This window comes from Hymenobacter sp. BT491, assembly GCF_014349165.1.
Classification (GTDB): Bacteria; Bacteroidota; Bacteroidia; order Cytophagales; family Hymenobacteraceae; genus Hymenobacter; species Hymenobacter jejuensis.
Genome location: NZ_JACSJJ010000002.1, coordinates 340641 through 360144, shown reverse-complemented (window position 1 = coordinate 360144; position 19504 = coordinate 340641). Strand labels below are relative to the sequence as shown.

The 19504-nt window shown below is 55.2% G+C and carries 23 protein-coding genes; 11 read left to right on the top strand and 12 right to left on the bottom strand.

Annotated elements, in window-relative coordinates; translation table 11 throughout:
* Positions 1 to 11: 11 nt before the first annotated feature.
* Positions 12 to 719: a dienelactone hydrolase family protein gene (locus tag H9I52_RS07415; RefSeq protein WP_187453346.1), complete on the bottom strand. Its 708-nt coding sequence runs from the start codon at positions 717 to 719 to the stop codon at positions 12 to 14.
* A gap of 111 nt (positions 720 to 830) precedes the next feature.
* Positions 831 to 1691 carry an SDR family oxidoreductase gene (locus H9I52_RS07410; RefSeq protein ID WP_187453345.1) on the bottom strand — a complete coding sequence of 287 codons (861 nt, stop codon included), beginning with the start codon at positions 1689 to 1691 and terminating at the stop codon, positions 831 to 833.
* A gap of 99 nt (positions 1692 to 1790) precedes the next feature.
* Here H9I52_RS07410 and H9I52_RS07405 point away from each other — a divergent pair, with 99 nt between their 5' ends.
* Complete coding sequence (locus H9I52_RS07405) at positions 1791 to 2219, top strand: winged helix-turn-helix transcriptional regulator (RefSeq protein ID WP_187453344.1); 429 nt, start codon at positions 1791 to 1793, stop codon at positions 2217 to 2219.
* Positions 2220 to 2292: 73 nt separating this feature from the next.
* Here the strand turns inward: H9I52_RS07405 and H9I52_RS07400 are convergent, their stop codons facing one another.
* From H9I52_RS07400 to ygiD, 3 genes are all read right to left on the bottom strand, one after another.
* Positions 2293 to 3036 (bottom strand): S1/P1 nuclease, encoded by a 744-nt coding sequence (locus H9I52_RS07400; RefSeq protein WP_187453343.1) that lies wholly within the window; start codon positions 3034 to 3036, stop codon positions 2293 to 2295.
* A gap of 118 nt (positions 3037 to 3154) precedes the next feature.
* Positions 3155 to 4216 (bottom strand): acetamidase/formamidase family protein, encoded by a 1062-nt coding sequence (locus tag H9I52_RS07395; protein ID WP_187453342.1) that lies wholly within the window; start codon positions 4214 to 4216, stop codon positions 3155 to 3157.
* A 138-nt stretch (positions 4217 to 4354) separates the two neighbouring features.
* Positions 4355 to 5185, bottom strand: coding sequence for a 4,5-DOPA dioxygenase extradiol (gene ygiD, locus H9I52_RS07390; protein WP_187453341.1), 831 nt, complete (start codon positions 5183 to 5185; stop codon positions 4355 to 4357).
* Between the two features lie 265 nt (positions 5186 to 5450).
* Here ygiD and H9I52_RS07385 point away from each other — a divergent pair, with 265 nt between their 5' ends.
* Positions 5451 to 5711: a hypothetical protein gene (locus H9I52_RS07385; protein WP_187453340.1), complete on the top strand. Its 261-nt coding sequence runs from the start codon at positions 5451 to 5453 to the stop codon at positions 5709 to 5711.
* Between the two features lie 39 nt (positions 5712 to 5750).
* Here the strand turns inward: H9I52_RS07385 and H9I52_RS07380 are convergent, their stop codons facing one another.
* The 4 genes from H9I52_RS07380 to dnaB form a co-directional block, all read right to left on the bottom strand.
* Positions 5751 to 6332, bottom strand: coding sequence for a Crp/Fnr family transcriptional regulator (locus H9I52_RS07380; protein WP_187453339.1), 582 nt, complete (start codon positions 6330 to 6332; stop codon positions 5751 to 5753).
* 47 nt (positions 6333 to 6379) lie between these two features.
* On the bottom strand, positions 6380 to 6739 hold the full coding sequence (locus tag H9I52_RS07375) for a winged helix-turn-helix domain-containing protein (RefSeq protein WP_187453338.1): 360 nt from the start codon (positions 6737 to 6739) through the stop codon (positions 6380 to 6382).
* A gap of 36 nt (positions 6740 to 6775) precedes the next feature.
* Positions 6776 to 7120 (bottom strand): NTF2 fold immunity protein, encoded by a 345-nt coding sequence (locus H9I52_RS07370; RefSeq protein ID WP_187453337.1) that lies wholly within the window; start codon positions 7118 to 7120, stop codon positions 6776 to 6778.
* A 114-nt stretch (positions 7121 to 7234) separates the two neighbouring features.
* Positions 7235 to 8845, bottom strand: a complete 1611-nt coding sequence (gene dnaB / locus H9I52_RS07365) for a replicative DNA helicase (RefSeq protein WP_230471153.1) — start codon at positions 8843 to 8845, stop codon at positions 7235 to 7237.
* 202 nt (positions 8846 to 9047) lie between these two features.
* Here dnaB and murC point away from each other — a divergent pair, with 202 nt between their 5' ends.
* A complete protein-coding gene (murC, locus tag H9I52_RS07360; protein ID WP_187453336.1) occupies positions 9048 to 10433 on the top strand; it encodes a UDP-N-acetylmuramate--L-alanine ligase in 1386 nt (461 codons plus the stop codon).
* A 52-nt stretch (positions 10434 to 10485) separates the two neighbouring features.
* Here murC and H9I52_RS23000 read toward each other — a convergent pair whose 3' ends face one another.
* From H9I52_RS23000 to H9I52_RS07350, 3 genes are read right to left on the bottom strand one after another with little or no spacing between them, the layout of a single operon-like run.
* A complete protein-coding gene (locus tag H9I52_RS23000; RefSeq protein WP_262385985.1) occupies positions 10486 to 10617 on the bottom strand; it encodes a hypothetical protein in 132 nt (43 codons plus the stop codon).
* Positions 10614 to 11183: a hypothetical protein gene (locus tag H9I52_RS07355; protein ID WP_187453335.1), complete on the bottom strand. Its 570-nt coding sequence runs from the start codon at positions 11181 to 11183 to the stop codon at positions 10614 to 10616. Before H9I52_RS07355 ends, H9I52_RS23000 begins: the two co-directional genes overlap by 4 nt.
* A gap of 24 nt (positions 11184 to 11207) precedes the next feature.
* Complete coding sequence (locus H9I52_RS07350) at positions 11208 to 12002, bottom strand: M48 family metallopeptidase (protein WP_187453334.1); 795 nt, start codon at positions 12000 to 12002, stop codon at positions 11208 to 11210.
* A gap of 323 nt (positions 12003 to 12325) precedes the next feature.
* Between H9I52_RS07350 and H9I52_RS07345 the strand changes: the two genes are divergently transcribed.
* The 8 genes from H9I52_RS07345 (at position 12326) to H9I52_RS23295 (ending at position 19481) form a co-directional block, all read left to right on the top strand.
* Positions 12326 to 12940, top strand: coding sequence for a fumarylacetoacetate hydrolase family protein (locus tag H9I52_RS07345; protein ID WP_187453333.1), 615 nt, complete (start codon positions 12326 to 12328; stop codon positions 12938 to 12940).
* A gap of 61 nt (positions 12941 to 13001) precedes the next feature.
* On the top strand, positions 13002 to 14963 hold the full coding sequence (locus H9I52_RS07340; RefSeq protein ID WP_187453332.1) for a M23 family metallopeptidase: 1962 nt from the start codon (positions 13002 to 13004) through the stop codon (positions 14961 to 14963).
* 87 nt (positions 14964 to 15050) lie between these two features.
* Positions 15051 to 15614, top strand: coding sequence for a lipocalin family protein (locus tag H9I52_RS07335; protein ID WP_187453331.1), 564 nt, complete (start codon positions 15051 to 15053; stop codon positions 15612 to 15614).
* A gap of 10 nt (positions 15615 to 15624) precedes the next feature.
* Complete coding sequence (gene bcp, locus H9I52_RS07330; RefSeq protein ID WP_187453330.1) at positions 15625 to 16071, top strand: thioredoxin-dependent thiol peroxidase; 447 nt, start codon at positions 15625 to 15627, stop codon at positions 16069 to 16071.
* Positions 16072 to 16305: 234 nt separating this feature from the next.
* On the top strand, positions 16306 to 17208 hold the full coding sequence (locus tag H9I52_RS07325) for a transketolase (protein ID WP_187453329.1): 903 nt from the start codon (positions 16306 to 16308) through the stop codon (positions 17206 to 17208).
* Between the two features lie 103 nt (positions 17209 to 17311).
* A complete protein-coding gene (locus H9I52_RS07320) occupies positions 17312 to 18721 on the top strand; it encodes a vWA domain-containing protein (protein ID WP_187453328.1) in 1410 nt (469 codons plus the stop codon).
* Entirely contained in the window at positions 18721 to 19215 is a 495-nt protein-coding gene (locus tag H9I52_RS07315) for a hypothetical protein (protein WP_187454018.1), read from the top strand. The genes H9I52_RS07320 and H9I52_RS07315 overlap by 1 nt, the downstream gene beginning before the upstream one ends.
* On the top strand, positions 19152 to 19481 hold the full coding sequence (locus tag H9I52_RS23295; protein ID WP_187453327.1) for a phytanoyl-CoA dioxygenase family protein: 330 nt from the start codon (positions 19152 to 19154) through the stop codon (positions 19479 to 19481). Before H9I52_RS07315 ends, H9I52_RS23295 begins: the two co-directional genes overlap by 64 nt.
* The last annotated feature ends 23 nt before the right edge of the window (positions 19482 to 19504 follow it).

The following is a 19504-nucleotide window of genomic DNA, read 5'->3' as shown; positions in this document are numbered from 1 at the left end:
TTGGCCAGATCTTAGCGCAGCTTTTCGTTGAAGAAAGCCAACGTAAGCGCCCAGGCTTCTTTCGCCGCGTCGGGGTTGTAGCTGGGGCGCGCATCGCAGTGAAAACCGTGATCGGCGTAAGAGATGACAGTGTTGATGTAAGGCTTTCCGGCAGTGTCCAGAGCTTGTATAACGCTGGCTATCTGCTCTTTCGAAATGTGCTTGTCGAGGCCGCCCCAGAAAAACAGATGCGGCGCATGCAGATCTTGGGCCCGATCGGTGAGTGTGTGCGTGCCGCCCCCGTAGTACGATACAGCGGCAGCCAACGGCAAAACTGCATTGGCCAAAAACGACACCCGGCCACCCAGGCAGAACCCAATGCTGCCAATTTTGTCGGCTACTACGTTGTCCTGTGCCTGTAGCCAACCCAGCGACGCCTGCAAATCGGCCGTTAGCCCTTCCGGCGTAATGCCCTGAAAATGAGGCGCAGCGCTGGCAAAATCGGAATACGGAATTTCCAGGCCCGGTGCGGCGGTGCGGTGAAACAGCTCGGGCGCAATTACCACAAAACCTTCCTGCGCCAGCCGGTCGGCAACGCTGCGAATGTGGGCGTTTACGCCAAAGGCTTCTTGCAGCAGAATAATGCCGGGATACGTGCCGGGCGTGCTCGGAAAAGCCGTGTAGGCATTTAGTTGGGTGTTGTCGGAGGCCTGAAGCGATACGGCGTTGGGATAGCTCATTCGAGTAGGTACGGGTTGGTTGTTGGGGCTAAGCAACTGACTTCTCGGCCAAATGTTCACGCCTCCACAACAGTTTACGCTCAACGGAGCCTACTTGAGCGTGCAGGTTCTTTACTTGCCGTACACGCTCGCCAGGAATGTTTTCACGTCCGTGGATTTACGGCCGAGCAACTTCTCAAACGCATCGCTTGGGTGGTTAAACTCATTTGCCCGCATCGCTTCCGACAAGCCTACCATCATCGTCACGACGGGTTCGGGCACTTGGTGCTGGCGCATACCTGCAGCCATGTCGGCGCTCGAAATCGAAACATACTCAACGGGTTTGCCAACAACTTCGCTGAGCGTTGCCGCAATTTCTTGCATAGAATAAGCGGGCGCTGGAGCAATGTCGTACGTCTGGTTTTCGTGGCCGTTGGATGTCAGCACGTTAGCCAGCGCCTCCGCTATTTCGTTCCGCAGAGCGTAGGTCACTTTGCCGTCGCCGGCCGCCGAATATATTTTGCCGCTAGGCACTGCATCCTGCCCCAAAAACATCGGTACAAAGTCCAGGTACAGCGTGTTGCGGAAAAGCGTGTACGTCAAACCCGAACCGCGCAGATACTCTTCGGTGGCCACATGGCTGGGCGAGGCCGTGAAATGCGAATCCTTTGAAGGATTAAGCACACTGGTATAAATAACGTGCTTCACGCCTGCCTGTTTGGCCGCATCGATCACGTTCTTGTGCTGCTGCGTACGCTTTTCGAGATCATCGCCGGAAATAAGCAGCACCTTTTCAACGCCTTGAAAAGCTGCTACCAAAGAGGCAACATCATCGTAATCGCCTACTCGCACCTGCACACCTCGCTCGCTGAGATCGGTGGCTTTTTGGGGATCGCGCGCCAGCGCAACAATTTGGTTTGCAGCTACTTTTGGCAGCAGGGCTTCGATGGTGGCGCGGCCCAGATGACCGGTAGCGCCTGTAATTGCTAGCATGGGTTTGGGTGTTAAGAAGTCAATAGTTACTTTTAGTAACTCAAAAGTAAAGGCGCGCTTTGCGCTACACAAGAAGGCATTTTCTACTTCCTAAGGTACATGGAGATAACTATTGCTGATAATCAGGCATTTACGCTTGGAGCGGCAGCTCAAAAAATTCTGACCGTACCCGAAAACGGCATCGGCCTCTGTCCCGTGCGCGATATTCTAGACCGCATTGGCGACAAATGGTCGATGCTTTCCATTCTGCACCTTGGCTCGGTCGAGAGCCTGCGTTTCAATGAGTTGCGTAAACGCATCGATGGCATTTCGCAGCGCATGCTCACCGTTACGCTCCGTTCGCTGGAAAGCGATGGACTGGTGGCTCGCAAAGTGTACGCCGAGGTGCCGCCCCGCGTAGAATACCGCCTTACCAACCTGGGGATAAGCTTGCTAGAGGCGATGATTGAATTTGGCAACTGGGCCAACGAACACGCCCCGCAAATCGCACAGGCGCGGGCCGCTTTTGCCGCCAAAGAGCAGACGTAACACATAAAACGACAAAGCCGCTAGCTGAGCTAGCGGCTTTGTCGTTACAACTATTTAATAGTCAATGTATTACCTAGCTGAAAATATTATTCAGCACACCGGCTAACCGGATGCCCGCCTGCTCGATTCGCTGTTCAACAGTGGGCAGATGAGCCGCGTTGTAGCGGTAGTCGAAGGTAGGGTTTTGCTCGGTTTCTTGGTAGAGTCGCTGGCTGATCTGGTAAGACTCAAACAACCAGGTCGAGATGTCATCCTTTTGCCACTGCCGAATCTGGGCGCTGCTGGCGTGGTCGAGTGCCGCAGCCAGTTCTGAATAGGTAAACCCCTCGTACTCAACCAGTCCGCTGTCCCACAGGCTGTGCAGGTTGGTGTCTTTGCCTTGGTATTTGACGGATATCTTGTTGCCGCCCTGGTCTTCGGCGCGGCTTACGTGCATGGGCTGGTGAATGTCGCCCACAAGGTGAATAACGAATTTCAGCGCAATGACCTTTTCCGCCTGTGATTTGGCCGGATCTTTCAGATCCTTAATATTCTGATTAAGGGCCATATACGCATTGGGCTCCGCCATCTTATTTACTAGGCTGATGTATTGATCGGAAGGCAGCCCGAGCGGGGTGTTGATAAAATGCCAAGGGGCCGTGTAGGAGTATTCGTTGGAATATCGTGCTTCGTCGGCCCAGGTCGCCACCATCGGAATACGCTCGCTCCCAAGCAGTTGCGCGATCCGACGCTTCGCATTTTTATTCAGGTGGTTTTCAGCAATTTTCCCGACGGCCCGGTGCCCTACTACGCCCCATGCCAGGAGGCTGAACGGCAAAAGACTTAGGCAGAGGAGGGCGAAACACTTCTTCAACATGTAAAACGGAGAACAGGTGGCGATAGCCACGGTAAAAGATCTGGCAAAGGTAGGACGAACGCCAGGTTTGCCCGTCGCCTTACTTTTTGCCGAAAATACTCTTGCGGATCATCATGTGGGCACCGCGCGTGCCATCAACTACCTGCGTCGCTTCCAGATCGGCGGCGACACTCGACAGCATGTAGGCGTCGTCGCGGCTTAGGCCTTTTTCCTCTACCAGAAAATCAACCATTTCGCGCACCGCAATTTTGCTGGCTTTCGTGAAGTCTTCGTCCATGCCCATGGTGATGTAGGCGGTCGGCGTTTCGGCGCGGGGCCAGGTCAGGTGCATGTCTTTGCGCACGATAAATTCCAGCGTGCCCTGAAGGGAAGTCTCTAAGGCGGTGATGTCTACCTCGCCGTTGCCCTGACCGGCATGGCCGTCGCCGACCTCAAACAAAGCTCCCGGCACGTGCACCGGAATATAAAGCGTAGTGCCGGCAACCAACTCTTTGTTGTCGAGGTTGCCGGCGTGAATACCGGGAGGCGCGCTGTTGATGCGGCCCGCGGCCGGCGGTGGGGCCACGCCCATGCTCCCGAAAAACGGGTGCAGCGGAATGTCGATGCCGGGCGCAAAATGGGCCACCATGTGCTTCTCGTCGAGCGGAATGATCTTCATTTTGGCGTAGCCAAAATCCTCGGGGATGAAGCCGCTGGTAGGCCCGAAACCGTTGTAAGCATACGGAATGCCCAGCTTCACCTTCTTGATTCTTACCTCAAGCACATCACCCGGTTCGGCACCTTCGATGTAAATGGGGCCCGTAAGAATGTGACCGCCAGGCCCTTTGTTGGTGACATCCTTGTAGATGTCTCGCAACGACTGCTCTACTTGGTTAGGCGCCACGCCAGCGCCTTCCAGCCGCGTCGGACTCGACGTGATCAGCGTTTGCACGTCCACGGCATCGCCCGATTTGATGCGCAGCACAGGCTTAGCACTGGCATCGTAAAAGCCCCAAGCTACCGTTTGGGGTGTTGGTTTGAGCTGGTAAGTAGTTGGTTTTCCGGGCTTTGATTTAGAAGCAAGCTCTTGTGCCTGCACCGATAAGGCGGAAGCTCCCAGAGCAAACAGTAAAAAGCTGTTTTTGAAGCAGTTATGGCTCATAATCCTTTCGAACGCACGTGAGCCGGCAATCTACAGACGATTAGTGGGAAGTCCTTTGTCGCAGGCAGGATAAATAGTGCACAAAAAAGCGCCTAGCTTCTGCCAGGCGCTTTTTGCAAGTATTTTACTATCAATTAGTTACCCAGCAATAAACGTACGCATGCTCAGGCCGCCGTAGTATACTTCTTCGTAGGCTTGCGTGATGTTTTCGTTTTTGTCAGCCAAGCCCAAGGTATAAAGCACTGGCAGATAATGATCTACGGTCGGCACGGAGAGGGCACCCATGGTGCCGGCTTTGTGAAAATCAATCAGGCTTTGGAAGTCACGCTGGTTGATTTTGGTTTTCACCCACTCGTCAAATTCCACGGCCCAGTCGTAGGGCGTCGCGTCCTGGGCCATCAGTTTGGGCATACTTTGGCGCAGGTTGTGCACGATGTTGCCGCTGCCGATGATGAGCACGCCGCGCTCGCGCAAAAATTGCAGGCGCTGGGCCAGATCGAAGTGGTATTGCGGGCTGCGGCCGTAGTCGAGGCTCAATTCAAACACCGGAATGTCGGCCTCCGGAAACATGTGCTTCAGGATGGTCCAGGCGCCGTGGTCGAGGCCCCATTCTTCGGTGTCCTGCACTTCGGGCACCATCTTCATGATTTCCCGAGCGTATTCGGGCGAGCCCGGCGCGGGGTATTGCTCGCGGAACAGCGCCTCCGGAAAGCCGCCGAAATCGTGAATAGTTTCCGGTTTTGGGCTGGCGGTAACATACGTGCCTTTGGTCAGGAAGTGTGCCGAAACCACCAGGATAGCCGTAGGCGTCTGCCGCTGCCGGATGTCGGTGCCGATGCGGTTTAGCTTCTGGGTGAACGGGTTATCTTCCAACGCATTCATGGGCGAGCCGTGCCCTACGAACAGGACCGGCATTTTCTCACTCTTCTTGAAAGAGGATGCCGCAGTAGTTAATTCATTCAGTTTCATAGTCGAAGCAAGCGGTAACAAAGCCAATGCTTTCAAAAAATGGCTACGGTTCATGAGCGCTTTTTGTGACTCTATTTCTCCACACAGCTACAACACAAATTTACCGCTCCGCCAAACCCAGCGCCTTGATGTAGGATAAGAAATGCGTATCTTCTACCTCACGGGGTCACTGGCTAAGGGCCCTTCCGCAGACGCCCTATGCAGACCCGAGTGGCGTTTTGCCGTACACTTTCCAAAGTCCCACTTCTACCCTACCCCAATAGTTATGGATCAGTCTAACTCCTCTCCTTCCGACCTGACCCAGCTTGTCCGTTATGTATTGGAAATCAACAGCTTGCACGACGACGCGGCTATCGTGCGGGTTCGGGAAGTGCTTACCGGCCTGGGCCTATTGGTAGACCGTGTGGAAGGCAACCAAGTAGAAGTTGCCGCCGGCCACAGCGCCAAACCCGTTACCGACGACATCGATAAAGCGCTACGAAAAGCAGGCTTTGAGCTCGTAAACTTCACACCAACAGTAGGGTAAAACCTTAGAGCCAAATATTCATAAGTACCTTTAAATCAATTACTTATGAATACTTAGTTCTTTACGAATCCGGCTCAGAGATTCTGGCGTTACGCCCAGATACGCGGCGATCATGCGTTGCGGCAGGCGCAGGGCCAGCGTTGGATAGGTATGGATAAATTCCAGATAGCGCTCTTCGGCCGTGGCGCTGAGCGTGCTGATGAGCCGCTTTTGCATAGAGCGCACGCTGTTTTGCAGCAGCGTATAGAAAAGCGACTGAAATTCCGGGCCGATGGCCTGCAATTTCTGAAAGAACGCTGAGCCAAATAGAAACACCTCCGAGTCCTCTACCGCGTCGATGTAAAACATGGCGGGCTCGTTGTGCGTGATGCTGTTTTGATCGGCAATCCACCAATTTTCGGGCGCAAACTGCAAAATGTGCTCCTTTTCCTTCTTGTCGATAACGTAGCTCCGCAGGCAACCTTTTGCCACAAACGCGCCATAGCGGCCTACTTCGCCCTGCCGCACGACCAACTCGCCTTTACGCACCGATTTGGGCGTTAGTAAGGCTGTGATTTCCGCAAACTGCGCCTCCGTGAGCGACAGTTTCTGTTGAAAATACGTTTCGAGCTGCTCGTACATGCTATTGCGCTTCTATTATAACCCTCAGACAATCTGTATTTTACCTACTAGCCATTGAGGCGTTGGGTTTCCGCTTCCATAAACTGCCGAAACCGCTCCTGCATCGCCTGAAACGCTTGAATAGCCTGCTTCCCTTCTTCGGTTACTAGCGCGCCGCCACCGCTTTTGCCACCAGTCTGCGTGATTACCAGCGGTTTGTTGGCTTGCGTGTTCATGGAACTCACCAAATCCCAGGCCCGCTTATACGACATGTTCATAGCTTGGGCGGCTTTGGAAATGGAGCCCGTCGCTTCAATCTTTTCCAGCAGTTCGAGCCGTCCGATTCCCATAAAGCGTTCTTCGCTGCTCTCGACCCATAAGCGGCCGTTCATACGGAAGGTTAGGTCGGAGCGCAGCAGGTTTTTCATGGCTGCAATCTTAATGAAAAGGAATATTGACGTTAGCTATTTACCGTGTGTAAGCTGAATCACTTTGCCGTTTCTAGCATCTATAATGATCAGAAACACTCCGCCGTCACTCTCTTTGGGCAGAGTACCGCGAAGTACCCAGTACTTATCAAAAAGACACATTTCATAGGGGCGTTGTGTTACAATATTCTTTTGTCCATAAACGCTGAATAAAATTGGTTCTGCTATGTGTATTGCTAATGTGCTGTCCTTTATAAGCAGCTTTCCAGCTAATGCAATCTCTAGAGTTGGATTATTTAAAGCAGCCTGTACATACTCTTGCGCAGCTTGTTTACCTATTTTGCTGTGTTTGTTTTGGGAATAGCCGGCTATGTTTAACATCAAGCAACAGCTTACAATTAGTCCTCTCTTGAATGCGATCATGCCTGTAAGCAATTAAAAAAGCGTCAAGTATTTCTACCTGACGCTTTTTATTAATTATATAAAATCATCTTTTTAAAAGGGCGGATCGTCGTTGCCGAAGTTGCTTTTCGGGAAGGGCATCGGGCTGGGCGAATCGTTGATTTTGCTGCCCAACCGGATGGTACCCGGCGTGAAGCCCGTCTCGTCGTCGAAGGTGCTGGCGGGGAAGGCGCTAGGGTTAAAGCCGTCGTCGCCGGGGAAACCGCCGCCGTCGAGGTCGGCAAATTTGGTAAAGCGACCGATAAACTTCAACTGCACCGTTTCCAGCGAGCCGTTCCGGTGCTTGGCAATGATTACTTCGCCGGTACCTTGGGTCGGGTTACCCATTTCGTCCTCCGTAATCTTGTAGTATTCAGGGCGATACAAGAACACTACCATGTCGGCGTCCTGCTCGATAGAGCCCGATTCGCGAAGGTCACTAAGCTGCGGCTTCTTGTCGCCGCCGCGGGTTTCCACCGAGCGCGAGAGCTGCGACAAGGCCAGCACGGGCACGTTCAGCTCTTTGGCAATGCCTTTGAGAGCCCGCGAAATCGAGGCAATTTCCTGTTCGCGGTTGCCGGCACCTTTACCGCCATCGGTGTTGCCCGTCATCAATTGCAGATAGTCAATAATGATCATCTGGATGTCGTGGTGGGCCTTCAGGCGGCGGCACTTGGTGCGTAGCTCCCGAATGCTGAGCGCGGGCGTGTCGTCGATAAAGATGGGCGCGGCCGACAGCGACGATATTTTGTGGTTGAGCTGCGCCCACTCGTAATCGGCGAGGTTGCCCTTCTTGATTTTCTCCGAATCCAGCTCCGCTTCCGCCGAAATCAGACGGTTGACCAACTGAATGGACGACATTTCCAACGAGAAAATGGCAACCGGCTTCTTGAAGTCAACGGCGGCATTGCGCATGGCCGAAACCACGAACGCCGTTTTACCCATACCGGGGCGAGCCGCAATGATCACTAAGTCAGAAGGTTGCCAACCGCTGGTTACGCGGTCCAAAGCCGAGAAGCCGGAAGGCACACCGGTAAGGCCGTCCTTTTGGTTTTTCTTTTCTTCAAGTTCCTTGATGGCTTTGCCCATCAACGAGCGCATGTCGTCGAAGTTCTTGCGAATGTTCGATTCGGAAACTTCAAACAGCGACTGCTCCGTACTGTCGAGCAGATTGAATACGTCGGTGGTATCCTCGAACGCGTCGCGCTGAATGTCGCTGGCAATGCGGATTAGCTCGCGCTTGATGGCATTTTCGGTGATGATACGGGCGTGGTACTCGATGTTGGCCGCCGAGTTCACCTTGAAGGTCAGGTTGGCGACGTAGTGGGGCCCACCCGCCGACTCCAACTCACCCATTTCCCGAAGTTCCTGCGTAACCGTCAGAATATCAATTGGTTCTGATTTATCAAACAGGTTCAGGATCGCCTTGAAAATGCGTTGGTGACCGTCTTTGTAGAAGCTCGGGGGCTTGAGGATGTCGATAACGGTGGTGAGGGCGTCTTTCTCAAGCATGAGCGCACCCAGCACAGCGGCTTCCAACTCCAGCGCCTGTGGCGGCAGCTTGCCCGCCTGGCCACCAACCGAAACAGACGGGGTACGGCTGTTCCAGGCGGCTTTGGCTCGCGAGGCAGAAAGTTTTAGGCGGTCATCCATCCGGTCATTCATCGTGTACTTAGCAAATCTAACGCAAAAGGGGCACAAAGCTACTGGCTTAACAGGACAATTGCGGAGTGTGAAAACCCTTTCTTTTCGGTATCTTGTTTTCAACACGCGATTCGTCCGGCTGGTTTGGCTGCCGGTGCAACGCTGGTCGTTTAGTACCTTTGCCGCCCGGCTTTTGCCCTACCGACCAGTTTATCGCTCCTGAATGGCCTCCACGCCCGTTTCCCTCCAACGCCTCCACCTGATCGCCGTCGGGGGGAGTATAATGCACAACCTGGCTTTGGCCCTGCACCGCCGCGGCGCCGAAGTAACGGGTTCCGACGACGAGATATTTGAGCCCGCCCGCGGCCGCCTCGCCGCCGCTGGCCTGCTACCGGCCCAGGAAGGCTGGGACCCCAGCAACGTAACCGCCGACCTCGATGCCGTAATTGTAGGCATGCACGCCCGCGCCGATAATCCGGAGTTGCTGCGGGCGCAGGAGCTGGGCCTGCGGGTGTACTCGTTTCCCGAATTCATCTACGAAGCATCGAAGGATAAGCAGCGCATCGTGATTGGGGGCTCGCACGGCAAAACCAGCATTACCTCGCTGATTCTGCATGTGTTGCGCCATCACAAGCGCGAATTTGACTACGCCGTAGGGGCGCAGCTGGAAGGCTTCGACCTGATGGTGAAGCTCACCGAAGACGCGCCCATCATCATCATCGAAGGCGACGAATACCTGTCGTCGCCCATCGACCGGCGGCCTAAGTTTCACTTGTACCAGCACCACATCGGCGTCATTTCGGGCATCAGCTGGGACCACATCAACGTCTTCCCGACCGAAGACGACTACCGCGAGCAGTTCAAGATTTTCGCGGATATGACACCCAAGGCCGGTGCCCTCATCTACGACCAAGACGACGAGCAGGTGCAACTCGTAACCGTGCCCACCAACCCCGACGTGGAGTACATTGGCTACGGACCGCACGAGCACATCATCCGCAACGGCAAGACGTTCCTGCTGACGAAAAAGGACGAGGAAGTGCCCGTGCAGGTATTTGGCGAGCACAACCTGCGCAACATCTCGGCGGCCAAGGAAGTCTGCAAGCAGTTGGGTATTAAGGGGAGAGACTTTTACGAAGCCATTACCACGTTCAAAGGTGCGGCCCGCCGCCTGGAGCTAGTGCGCGCTGGCGACAACTCCTTGGTATACAAGGACTTCGCGCATGCACCTTCTAAGCTAAAAGCTACGGCCACGGCCTTCAAACAGCAGTACCCACAGCGCAAGCTGGTGGCTTGCCTGGAGTTGCATACGTTCAGCAGCCTCAACCCGGCCTTTTTGCCCCAGTATGCACACACGTTCGACGCGCCCGACGTGGCCGTGGTGTATTTCAACCCGCACGTACTGGAGCACAAGCGGCTGCCGCCGCTGGCACCCGAGCAGGTAGCTGCCGCTTTCGAACGTCCTGATTTGCAAGTATTTACTGACAGTAAGGCTTTGGCTGCTTTTTTGCAAGAGCAAAACTGGCACAACGCCAACCTGCTGATGATGTCGTCGGGCACATTCGACGGGTTGGATCTGGCCCAGCTGGCTGCCGAAGTAACGAAATGAGTATAGAAGGGGCTTGCAACGCGCCCCTATACTGCCAAAAAAAGCCCGCTATTCAGCGGGCTTTTTTTGGTTTCTCATCTTCGGCAGGCGGTGCAGGCGGCGGTGGCGTTTTGCGCCGGCGGTCCGTAGTTACGAGCAGCGCCAAGGCCGTAAGCGAGAGGCGCAAAAGCCATTTGCGGTTCATCGACGCTGAAACAAGTTGTTGTTGTCAACTACGCGCAGGTCGCAGCTGCTGCCGCCGGTGTTTTCTTCGCAGGTAGTGCCCACAATCTGGTTTTTCTCGAAGTTGAAAAAGCAGAACGTGCAGCCCACGCCCGTGATGATGTACCGGGCAGCATTGGAGGCCAAGTACAGGCTGTTGTCGGTGGAAGTTTGCAGCGGAATGGCCATGGCGCGGAACATGCCGTCGCGCAGGCCCATGCCAACCAAGTAATAGACTGGTGCCTCTTTGCCCTCCTGCACTTTGCGAATTACCGTTTTGTCGATGACTGTGCCGTCGTTGAACTGCCGGATGAAGGCCAGCGACAGCTGTTCGCGCGGCACGATAAACTTCACTTTGCCGTCGCTGTCGTTGGCCTGCGCAATCTGCTTGCTGGTGGCTTCGAGCTGGTGGCGCGACGTGGCATTGGGGTCATCAGGCGCGTTAACCTCCGGGAAGCTCCGCTTGGTAGTTTCGCAGGCCGTGAGGGTTGCCAACCAGAGGAAGGCCAACAACCCCACGCGCGCAAAAGGACGAATAGATCGTATCATTGGAATGAGAAGAGGCCCGCGCCGTTAGCGGGGCTTGTAGTACTTACGAGCTTCGGGCAATTCGCGCTGAATGTCCGCGATGCGGGTGCCGTTGGAGGGGTGAGTAGATAGAAACTCGGGTGGCGAGGCTTGGTTTTCCCGCGAATCCATGCGCTGCCAGAACGACACGGCCCCGTCGGGGTTGTAGCCAGCCATCGCCATAAAGATGAGGCCCAAGTGGTCGGCTTCGCTTTCCTGGTTGCGACCGTATTTCAGCAAACCCAACTGCGAACCAGCCCCTACTACTTGCAGAAACAGGTTTTGCGAGGTCGAAGGCGTTTGCCCAACGGCTACCGAAGCCACAGACGTCAAGCCTTGAGCGGCCATTTGCTGGCTCATGCGCTCGGTGCTGTGCTTGGCCACGGCGTGCGCGATTTCGTGGCCCAGTACCACGGCCAGCCCTTGTTCATCCTGCGTGATGGGCAGAATGCCGGTGTACACGGCTACTTTGCCGCCCGGCATACACCAGGCGTTCTCCTGCTTGTCTTCAATCAGGTTGAATTCCCACTGATAGCCAGCGAGTTGGTCTTGCGCATTTTGCTGGCGGAAATACGTTTCCACCGCCTGCTGAATGCGCTGCCCCACCCTCCGGACCATGGCCGTCTGGGAAGAATTAGTAGACAACTTACTGGTTTTGAGCACTTCGGCGTATTGTTGCTCAGCCATCGTAATCATTTCAGAATCAGATACTAAGCTCAATTGCCGCCGGCCTGTAATCGGAACGGTGGTGCAGCCCGAGGCCGCTAACAGGCAGCCGGCAAGGACAAGTTTTTTTAACATGGTCGAGGTGGATTTAGGAGAATGAGGTCGAACTGCCCAATGCACAGGCATTTTTAAGGCCAAACGGTTCTGTTTCGGACAGCGATTGCTATACGTCAGGCACCGGGTAAAATGTTTGGAGCGCTACCGGCCAACCGAGGCAAGGTTAGCGGCGTACACGGCGCTTTGCGGTTGGTGGCCGCGAATTAAGCCTTATTTTTGGGACTTGGGGCTCTACAACCCAAGCGCGTAGGTACTTTAATGGCAGGTTTTACCGTTGAACTTCCGACGCCTTTTTCGGCCATTGCACCCCAAATCCCAAGCTTCCAAGTCTTTAGCTCTCCATGAAAATACTTTGCATCGGCCGCAACTACGCCGAACACATTGCCGAACTCAAAAACGAAGTTCCCGACGAGCCCGTCATCTTTACCAAGCCCGATACGGCGCTGCTGCAACGTGGCATGCCATTCTTTTACCCCGATTTTTCCAAAGACATTCACCACGAAATTGAGCTGGTGCTGCGCGTGAGCAAAAACGGCAAAAACATCGAGGAGAAGTTTGCGCACACCTACTTCGACGCCATCGGATTGGGCATCGACTTTACTGCCCGCGACCTGCAAAGCAAAGCCAAAAGCAAGGGCTTGCCCTGGGACTTGGCCAAAGGCTTCGACGGCTCGGCGCCGCTTTCCAACACCTTTAAGCCGGTTTCAGAATTCGCTGATTTACAGAATATTAACTTCCGCCTGGAAGTAAATGGCGAAGTGCGCCAGCGGGGCAACTCGGGCATGATGCTGCACAATTTCGCGGCTCAGATCAGCTACATTTCGCGGTTTATCACCCTGAAAATGGGCGATCTGATTTTCACGGGCACGCCCAGCGGCGTAGGCCCGGTGCAAATCGGCGATCAATTGACGGGTTACATCGAGGACGAGAAGCTGTTGGATGTTGCTGTTAAATAAGGTACTAGACAGCGTTCGGCGGTTTTCGTTTTCCGGTGGCAAAGCAGCGTGGCGGCCCGCAATGGCAGCCCTGTTGCTCACGACCACCGGTTTGCGCCCAGCCCCCTACCGCGGCGAAGTACACGCACCCGCCAAGCCCGGCGCAGCCCAAGCCGAACTGAAAGGCCCGCGACCGCATCCGATCGTGGAGCAGGGCTTTTTTATGTTCCCCATTAAGCCCGGCAAGCCCAATTACCTGGCTGGCGCCATGGGCGAACTGCGCCCGAACCACTTCCACGGCGGCCTCGACATCAAGACCGATGGCCGCGTGGACTTGCCCGTGCACGCGGCTGCCGATGGCTACATTTCGCGCCTGAAGCAGTCGTCGTTTGGCTACGGCAACGTACTCTACATCACCCACCCCAACGGCCTGACGACCGTGTATGGCCACCTCAACCGCTTTATGGGACCCGTGGCGGAGGAACTGCGCAAGCGCCAATACGAAAAGGAAACCTACGAGCTGGAGCTGTTTTTCGACAAAGATCAGTTTCCGGTGAAGCGCGGCGACGTGGTGGCCCTCTCGGGCAATACGGGCGGCTCAGGCGGCCCGCACCTGCACTGGGAAGTTCGCGATGCCGATGACCACCAGCTGAATCCGTTGCAGTGGGGCGGTTTTACCGAAATTCAGGATCATGTGCCGCCTACTTTGCAAGCCTTTGCTGTAGAGCCACTTACGATTGAAGCCCGCGTTCAGAACCGATTTGACAAGGCGGTATTCGTGCCCAAAGTGCAGCCGGCGCCCGGCACCGCTTTCGCTTGGCCCGATACCATTTCGGCGTACGGCACGGTGGGCCTGCTGCTCCAGGGCTTCGACCGCTTCGATGTGGTCTGGAACAAGTATGGGTTTCAGCGGGTGGAAGTGCGCGTAAACGGCGAGCCCCTGTACACGCACGTCGTGGATGATGTACCATTTCCGGATGGGTCGCGCATGATCAACCAGCACACCGATTACGAGTGGCGCTTCACCAACGGCCGGCTGCTGGAAAAGCTGTTTGTCGACGATGGCAACACGCTGTCGATGTACACGACGGGGCCCAACCGGGGCAAGCTGCGCGTTGAAGACGGCCAGGTTTACAACGTGGAAGTGCACATGCTGGACTCCTACGGCAACTCAACACCCCTGAGCTTTGTGCTGCGCGGACAAAAACCTGCGTATTACAAAACGGGTAGCGCAACCGTGCAGCGGCCAGTGCTGCGCTACGACATCACGCGCAACATCCTGAAAATCATTGCCGCTGACCCCGACACGGCCAGCCAGAGCGCCAACGTAATGCTGTACCGCGGGGCCAAACGCTTGGCGCTGAAGCCCAGCTACACGGTGCAAGGCCAGAATACGTATCTGTTCGACCTGCGCGCCGGCTTGCCCGATTCCATGCAATTTGGCCGCACCACGCGCCGCTTCGACCGGCAGGCCATTATTCCGGCCGGCGAGGATTTTTCCTTTTCGAATGCCCATCTCAACCTGAGCTTCGGCCCGCAGACGCTGTTTGATACGCTCTACCTTCAAACTTCTTACAAAGACGGCCTCTGGACGGTGCAGAATCAGCGCACGCCGCTGGCGCAGCCGCTGCGCATGACCCTGAAGCCCGAGCAAGAGGTGGTAGATAAAGAGCGCTCGGCCGTGTACATGATCAATGCCAGCGGCGGGCGCCTCTACCAGGGTGGCAAGTGGAACGGCAACGAGATTACGGTGCCGATCAAGCTGTTTGGCTCGTTTCGGATTCTGGCCGACACCATTCCGCCCACGGTAAAGCTCACCCGCAAATCGCCGGCTGGCCTCAGCTTCCAGGTGGGCGACAACCTGTCTGGGTTGTCGAGTTACCGGCTGCTCGTGAACGGCAAGTGGCGCTTGCTGCGTTACGAATACAAAACGGCGACGCTCTTCACCGATAGCCAAGACCATACGGTACCCCTGACGGGCGAGGCCGAGCTTCACCTCACCGACCAAGCCGGCAACGAGAAAGTGCTCGCTTTTCGGATCTAGCTTTTAAATCTGCGTAAAAGCTGTGGGGGCTGTTTTGCCAGTAGGTAAGCAGTTTCCACGGCTTTTCGTTTACCATCCCTCCTACCCATGAAAACCCGCCGCCCTATTCTGCTTGCTGCCGCTGCCACGGCAGCCGTAGCCACTTCAACCTGGCTCTACAACCGTGCCCGCCAGCGGGCCTCCCTTCCCGTATCCCGCTACGTCGATCTGAAGCGCTATTCGGGCCTGTGGTATGAGATAGCCCGCCTGCCTACGCGCTTCGAAAAAGGCTGCCAGCACGTCACAGCCCACTACCACCTGCGCTCCGACGGCAAAGTTGACGTTGTTAATACATGCCACCAAGACGGCGTAAATGGCCCCGTAGAATCGGTGAAAGGCGTGGCCCGCGTGGTTGATCCTGAAACCAACGCCAAGTTGAAAGTCAGCTTTTTCTGGCCTTTCGAGGGCGACTATTGGATCTTGGATTTGGACCCGCTGGATTATCGCTACGCCTTGGTAGGCGAACCGGGCCGCAAAAACTTATGGCTTTTGAGCCGGACGCCGCAGTTGCCCCGGCCTACCCGCGATCACCTGGTGGGCATTGCCCGCTCGTTGGGCTTTCCGGTAGAAAACCTCATTTTTACAGCGCAACCCCTCATCACCAACCCCTAACGCTCTAGCCATGTCCCTGCAAGCCGGCGATCCTGCTCCCGCTATCGAAGCCCACGACCAAGATGGTAACCTCGTACGTCTCAGCGACTTCCGTGGCAAAAAAGTGGCGCTTTATTTCTACCCCAAAGACGATACGCCCGGCTGCACGGCTCAAGCCTGCAACCTGCGTGACCACCAGGAAGAGCTCACGGCCAAAAACGTGCAGGTAATCGGGGTGAGCGTCGACGATGAGAAATCGCACAAGAAGTTTGCGCTGAAATACGACCTGCCCTTCCCGCTGCTGGCCGATACCGATCAGAAAATCGTGCAGGACTACGGGGTGTGGCAGGAAAAATCGATGTACGGCCGCACCTATATGGGCACCGTGCGCACCACCTTTCTCATTGATGAGCAGGGCGTTATCGAAAAAGTTATTACCAAAGTCGATACGAAAGAGCATACGGCCCAGCTCGTATAAGCACGTTGCAAGGCAGCTTCTCGTAATCCCTTCATTATCAATAAAATACATAATTGATGATGAAGGGATTATTGCGTTATGGGAGTTTATTGCTCGATGTGGCTTGGGCTGCATCGGGTCGGACTCATTTCTACCTTTGCCACCGTTCAAAAGCAATAATCTTTTACACAATCGATTGTGTTGGCTTCAGCAAGAATACTAACTTTGCCCATCTACCCTTCTCAACCTAACCCAATGCAGGAAGCCCCTACCACTCCCGACGTACAACCCGAAATCCAATATAGGCAGCCGGAGCGCTCCGTGGCCGAGCTGAAACAGCTGGCGGCGCAGGTGCGGCGCGACATTGTGCGCATGGTGCACGCCGTTAATTCTGGCCACCCCGGCGGCTCGTTGGGCTGCACCGATTTGCTAGTGGCGCTGTACTTCCGCATCATGAAGCATAACTCCGAGTTCTCGATGGACGGCGTGGGCGAAGATCTGTTTTTCCTGTCCAATGGGCACATTTCGGCTACCCTGTATTCGGTGCTGGCGCGTTCGGGCTACTTCCCGGTGAGCGAGCTGGCTACGTTCCGCAAGCTCAACTCGCGGGTGCAGGGCCACCCAGCTACGGAAGAAGGCTTGCCGGGCATTCGCATTGCCTCGGGCTCGCTGGGCCAGGGCTTGAGTGTGGCAACGGGCGCGGCGCAGGCAAAAAAACTCAACAACGACGACCGCCTTGTGTACGTGCTCATGGGCGACGGCGAGTTGGAAGAAGGACAGGTGTGGGAAGCGGCCCTGTATGCCCCGCACCACAAAGTCGATAACCTCATTGCCATCGTCGACCGCAACGGCCAGCAAATCGACGGCCCGACCGACAAAATCGGGGGCCTCGGCGACTTGCGCGCCAAGTTTGAAGCCTTCGGCTGGCGCGTGCTCGAAACCGACGGCAACCAGTTTGAAACCTTGCTCCCGACCTTGGAAGAAGCCCGCAGCTATGTCGGCCAAGGCCAGCCCACGATGATTCTGATGGACACGCAGATGGGTTTCGGCGTCGATTTCATGATGGGGTCGCACAAATGGCACGGCGTAGCCCCAAACGACGAGCAACTGGAAAAGGCACTGCAACAATTGCTGGTGGAAGAAGCCAGCGATTACTAACGATTTGATAATGAGATATTTACTTGAGTAACAATACAATATATTGATACTCAAGCGTTTGTATTTGGTGTAAATTCCTTCGGCTTTAGGCTACGATAAAAGTATGCGCGGTTCAGGGGTTGTTGTTCGGTGGAGCCTGTTGCTGAGCTTCTGGTGGGCGCTTGGTGCGCCGGCACGCGCTCAAAACGCACCGCCTGAAAAGCCCCGCGTGACGCGCATTCTGTTTCTGCTGGATGCCTCAGGAAGCATGTTAGCGCCTTGGGAAGGCCGGCCGCGGATGGACGTAGCCAAAGGCTTGTTGGTCAAAATGGCCGATTCGCTCAACGCCTACCCCAACTTGGAGTTGGGTCTGCGGGTGTACGGCCATTTGTACCCGAAAGAAGAAAACAACTGCGAGGATTCGCGCTTGGAAGTGCCTTTTTCGGTCAAAAATGCCAAGGCAATAAAAGACAAGCTGAAGCAGATTGAGCCGCGCGGCAACACGCCGATCACGTACTCGCTGCAACAGGCCGCTAACGATTTTCCAACTGACAAAACCGCCCGCAACGTCTTGATTCTCATTACCGACGGCCTCGAATCGTGCAAAGGCGACCCGTGCGCTACTTCCTTGGCGTTGCAGCGCAAGCGCATTTTTTTAAAGCCGTTTGTGATCGGGATTGGGGCGGAACGGGAGTTTGGCAAGCAGCTCGAATGCCTGGGGCGCTACTACAACGCGGCCGATGTGAAAACTTTCCGCACCATCCTCAACGATGTAGTGGCCCAGACGCTGGCCAAAACCACGGTCAGCATCAACCTCACCGACGAAAACGGCCGCCCAGTGGAGTCGAATGTCAACATGACCTTCGTCAACAACGTGACCGATCAGCCGGAGTACAACTACGTCCATTTCCGCGACGCCAAAGGCACGCCGGATGTAGTTGACATCGACGCCTTACAGAGTTATGACCTGATTATCAACACGGTACCGCCAGTGCGGCAGGAGAACTTGGCGATTCGGCCGGGCAAAGCCAACGTGTTCAGCTACAAAACGCCGCAAGGTACGCTGTGGCTGCAACCGCCAAACCTGACGCCTAACCCCTACGGCACGATGCGCGCCGTGGTGCGGCAAGCGGGCAATCCGGCGACGGTGGTGGCGCTGTCGTTTGGCGCCAAACAGAAACTTTTGGCCGGTAACTATGAAGTGGAGTTGCTCACGCTGCCCCGCATCATGCGCCGCATCACGGTGAAGCAGGGCCAGGAAACGGCCGTGACCTACGATGCACCCGGCACGCTCAACATCATCACCGATCTGAAAGGCTACGGCAGCATTTATAAGCTCAACCAAGACGATTCGCAAACGTGGGTGTACAACCTCCCCGACGGTGGCAGCAGCAAAATCAACCTGCCGATGCAGCCCGGCCCCTACCGAATCGTGTTCCGCACGGCCACGGCTACGGGCAGCAAGTTTACCGATGTGCGGAGCTTCACCATCCGCAGCGGCCAAACAACTTCGGTTAACCTGTTTAATAAGTAATGCCACAAAACATTAATAATCAGGCATATAAAGAATCGTTTAAACGCGATGGCTATGCCATATTACCTGATCTGTATAGCTCAGAAGAAGTATTAGCCTTAGTAAACACAATCGAAAGCGCTCCGACTACAACTCCCAATTTTCGACGAAGCCAGGATTTGTTTGCGATTCGTAATCTGCTGCATGAGATCCCAGACTTAGCGCCATTACTCTGGACTGTAAAGCTTCGTCAATTACTATACTCGCTTTTCAACAGTACACCACAACTTGTCAAGGCAACTTACTTTGACAAGCCCGCTAAATCAAACTGGCTTGTTGCTTGGCATCAAGACCTGATGATTAGTGTCGATCGTCGCCAGGAAATACCTGGTTTCGGTCCTTGGACCAATAAGCAAGGCGACGTGGCCGTGCAACCAACTCGTGAGATCTTGTGGAAGATATTGTCACAGTGCGCATTCACCTCGACGACTGCGATGCTAGCAACGGGGCGTTGAGAGTAGTACCTAGCTCGCACAACTGCGGCGTTATCCGGAGCGAAAGCTTGCCGACATTAACACCAGAGGCAGTCCTATGCCCAGTGAAGTGCGGTGGCGTAATGCTAATGAAACCACTGCTTCTTCACACGTCTAACCGTAGCACCGCGCCGCTCAACCGGCGCGTTATCCACCTTGAATTCTCCTCTTTAACATTGCCCTCTGCTCTCCGTTGGCGCGAACAGTTTGATTTTTCTGCCCCAGCTAAGCATAGTGCATCTTACTGAAAATCATATTCCAACCTTCCTAC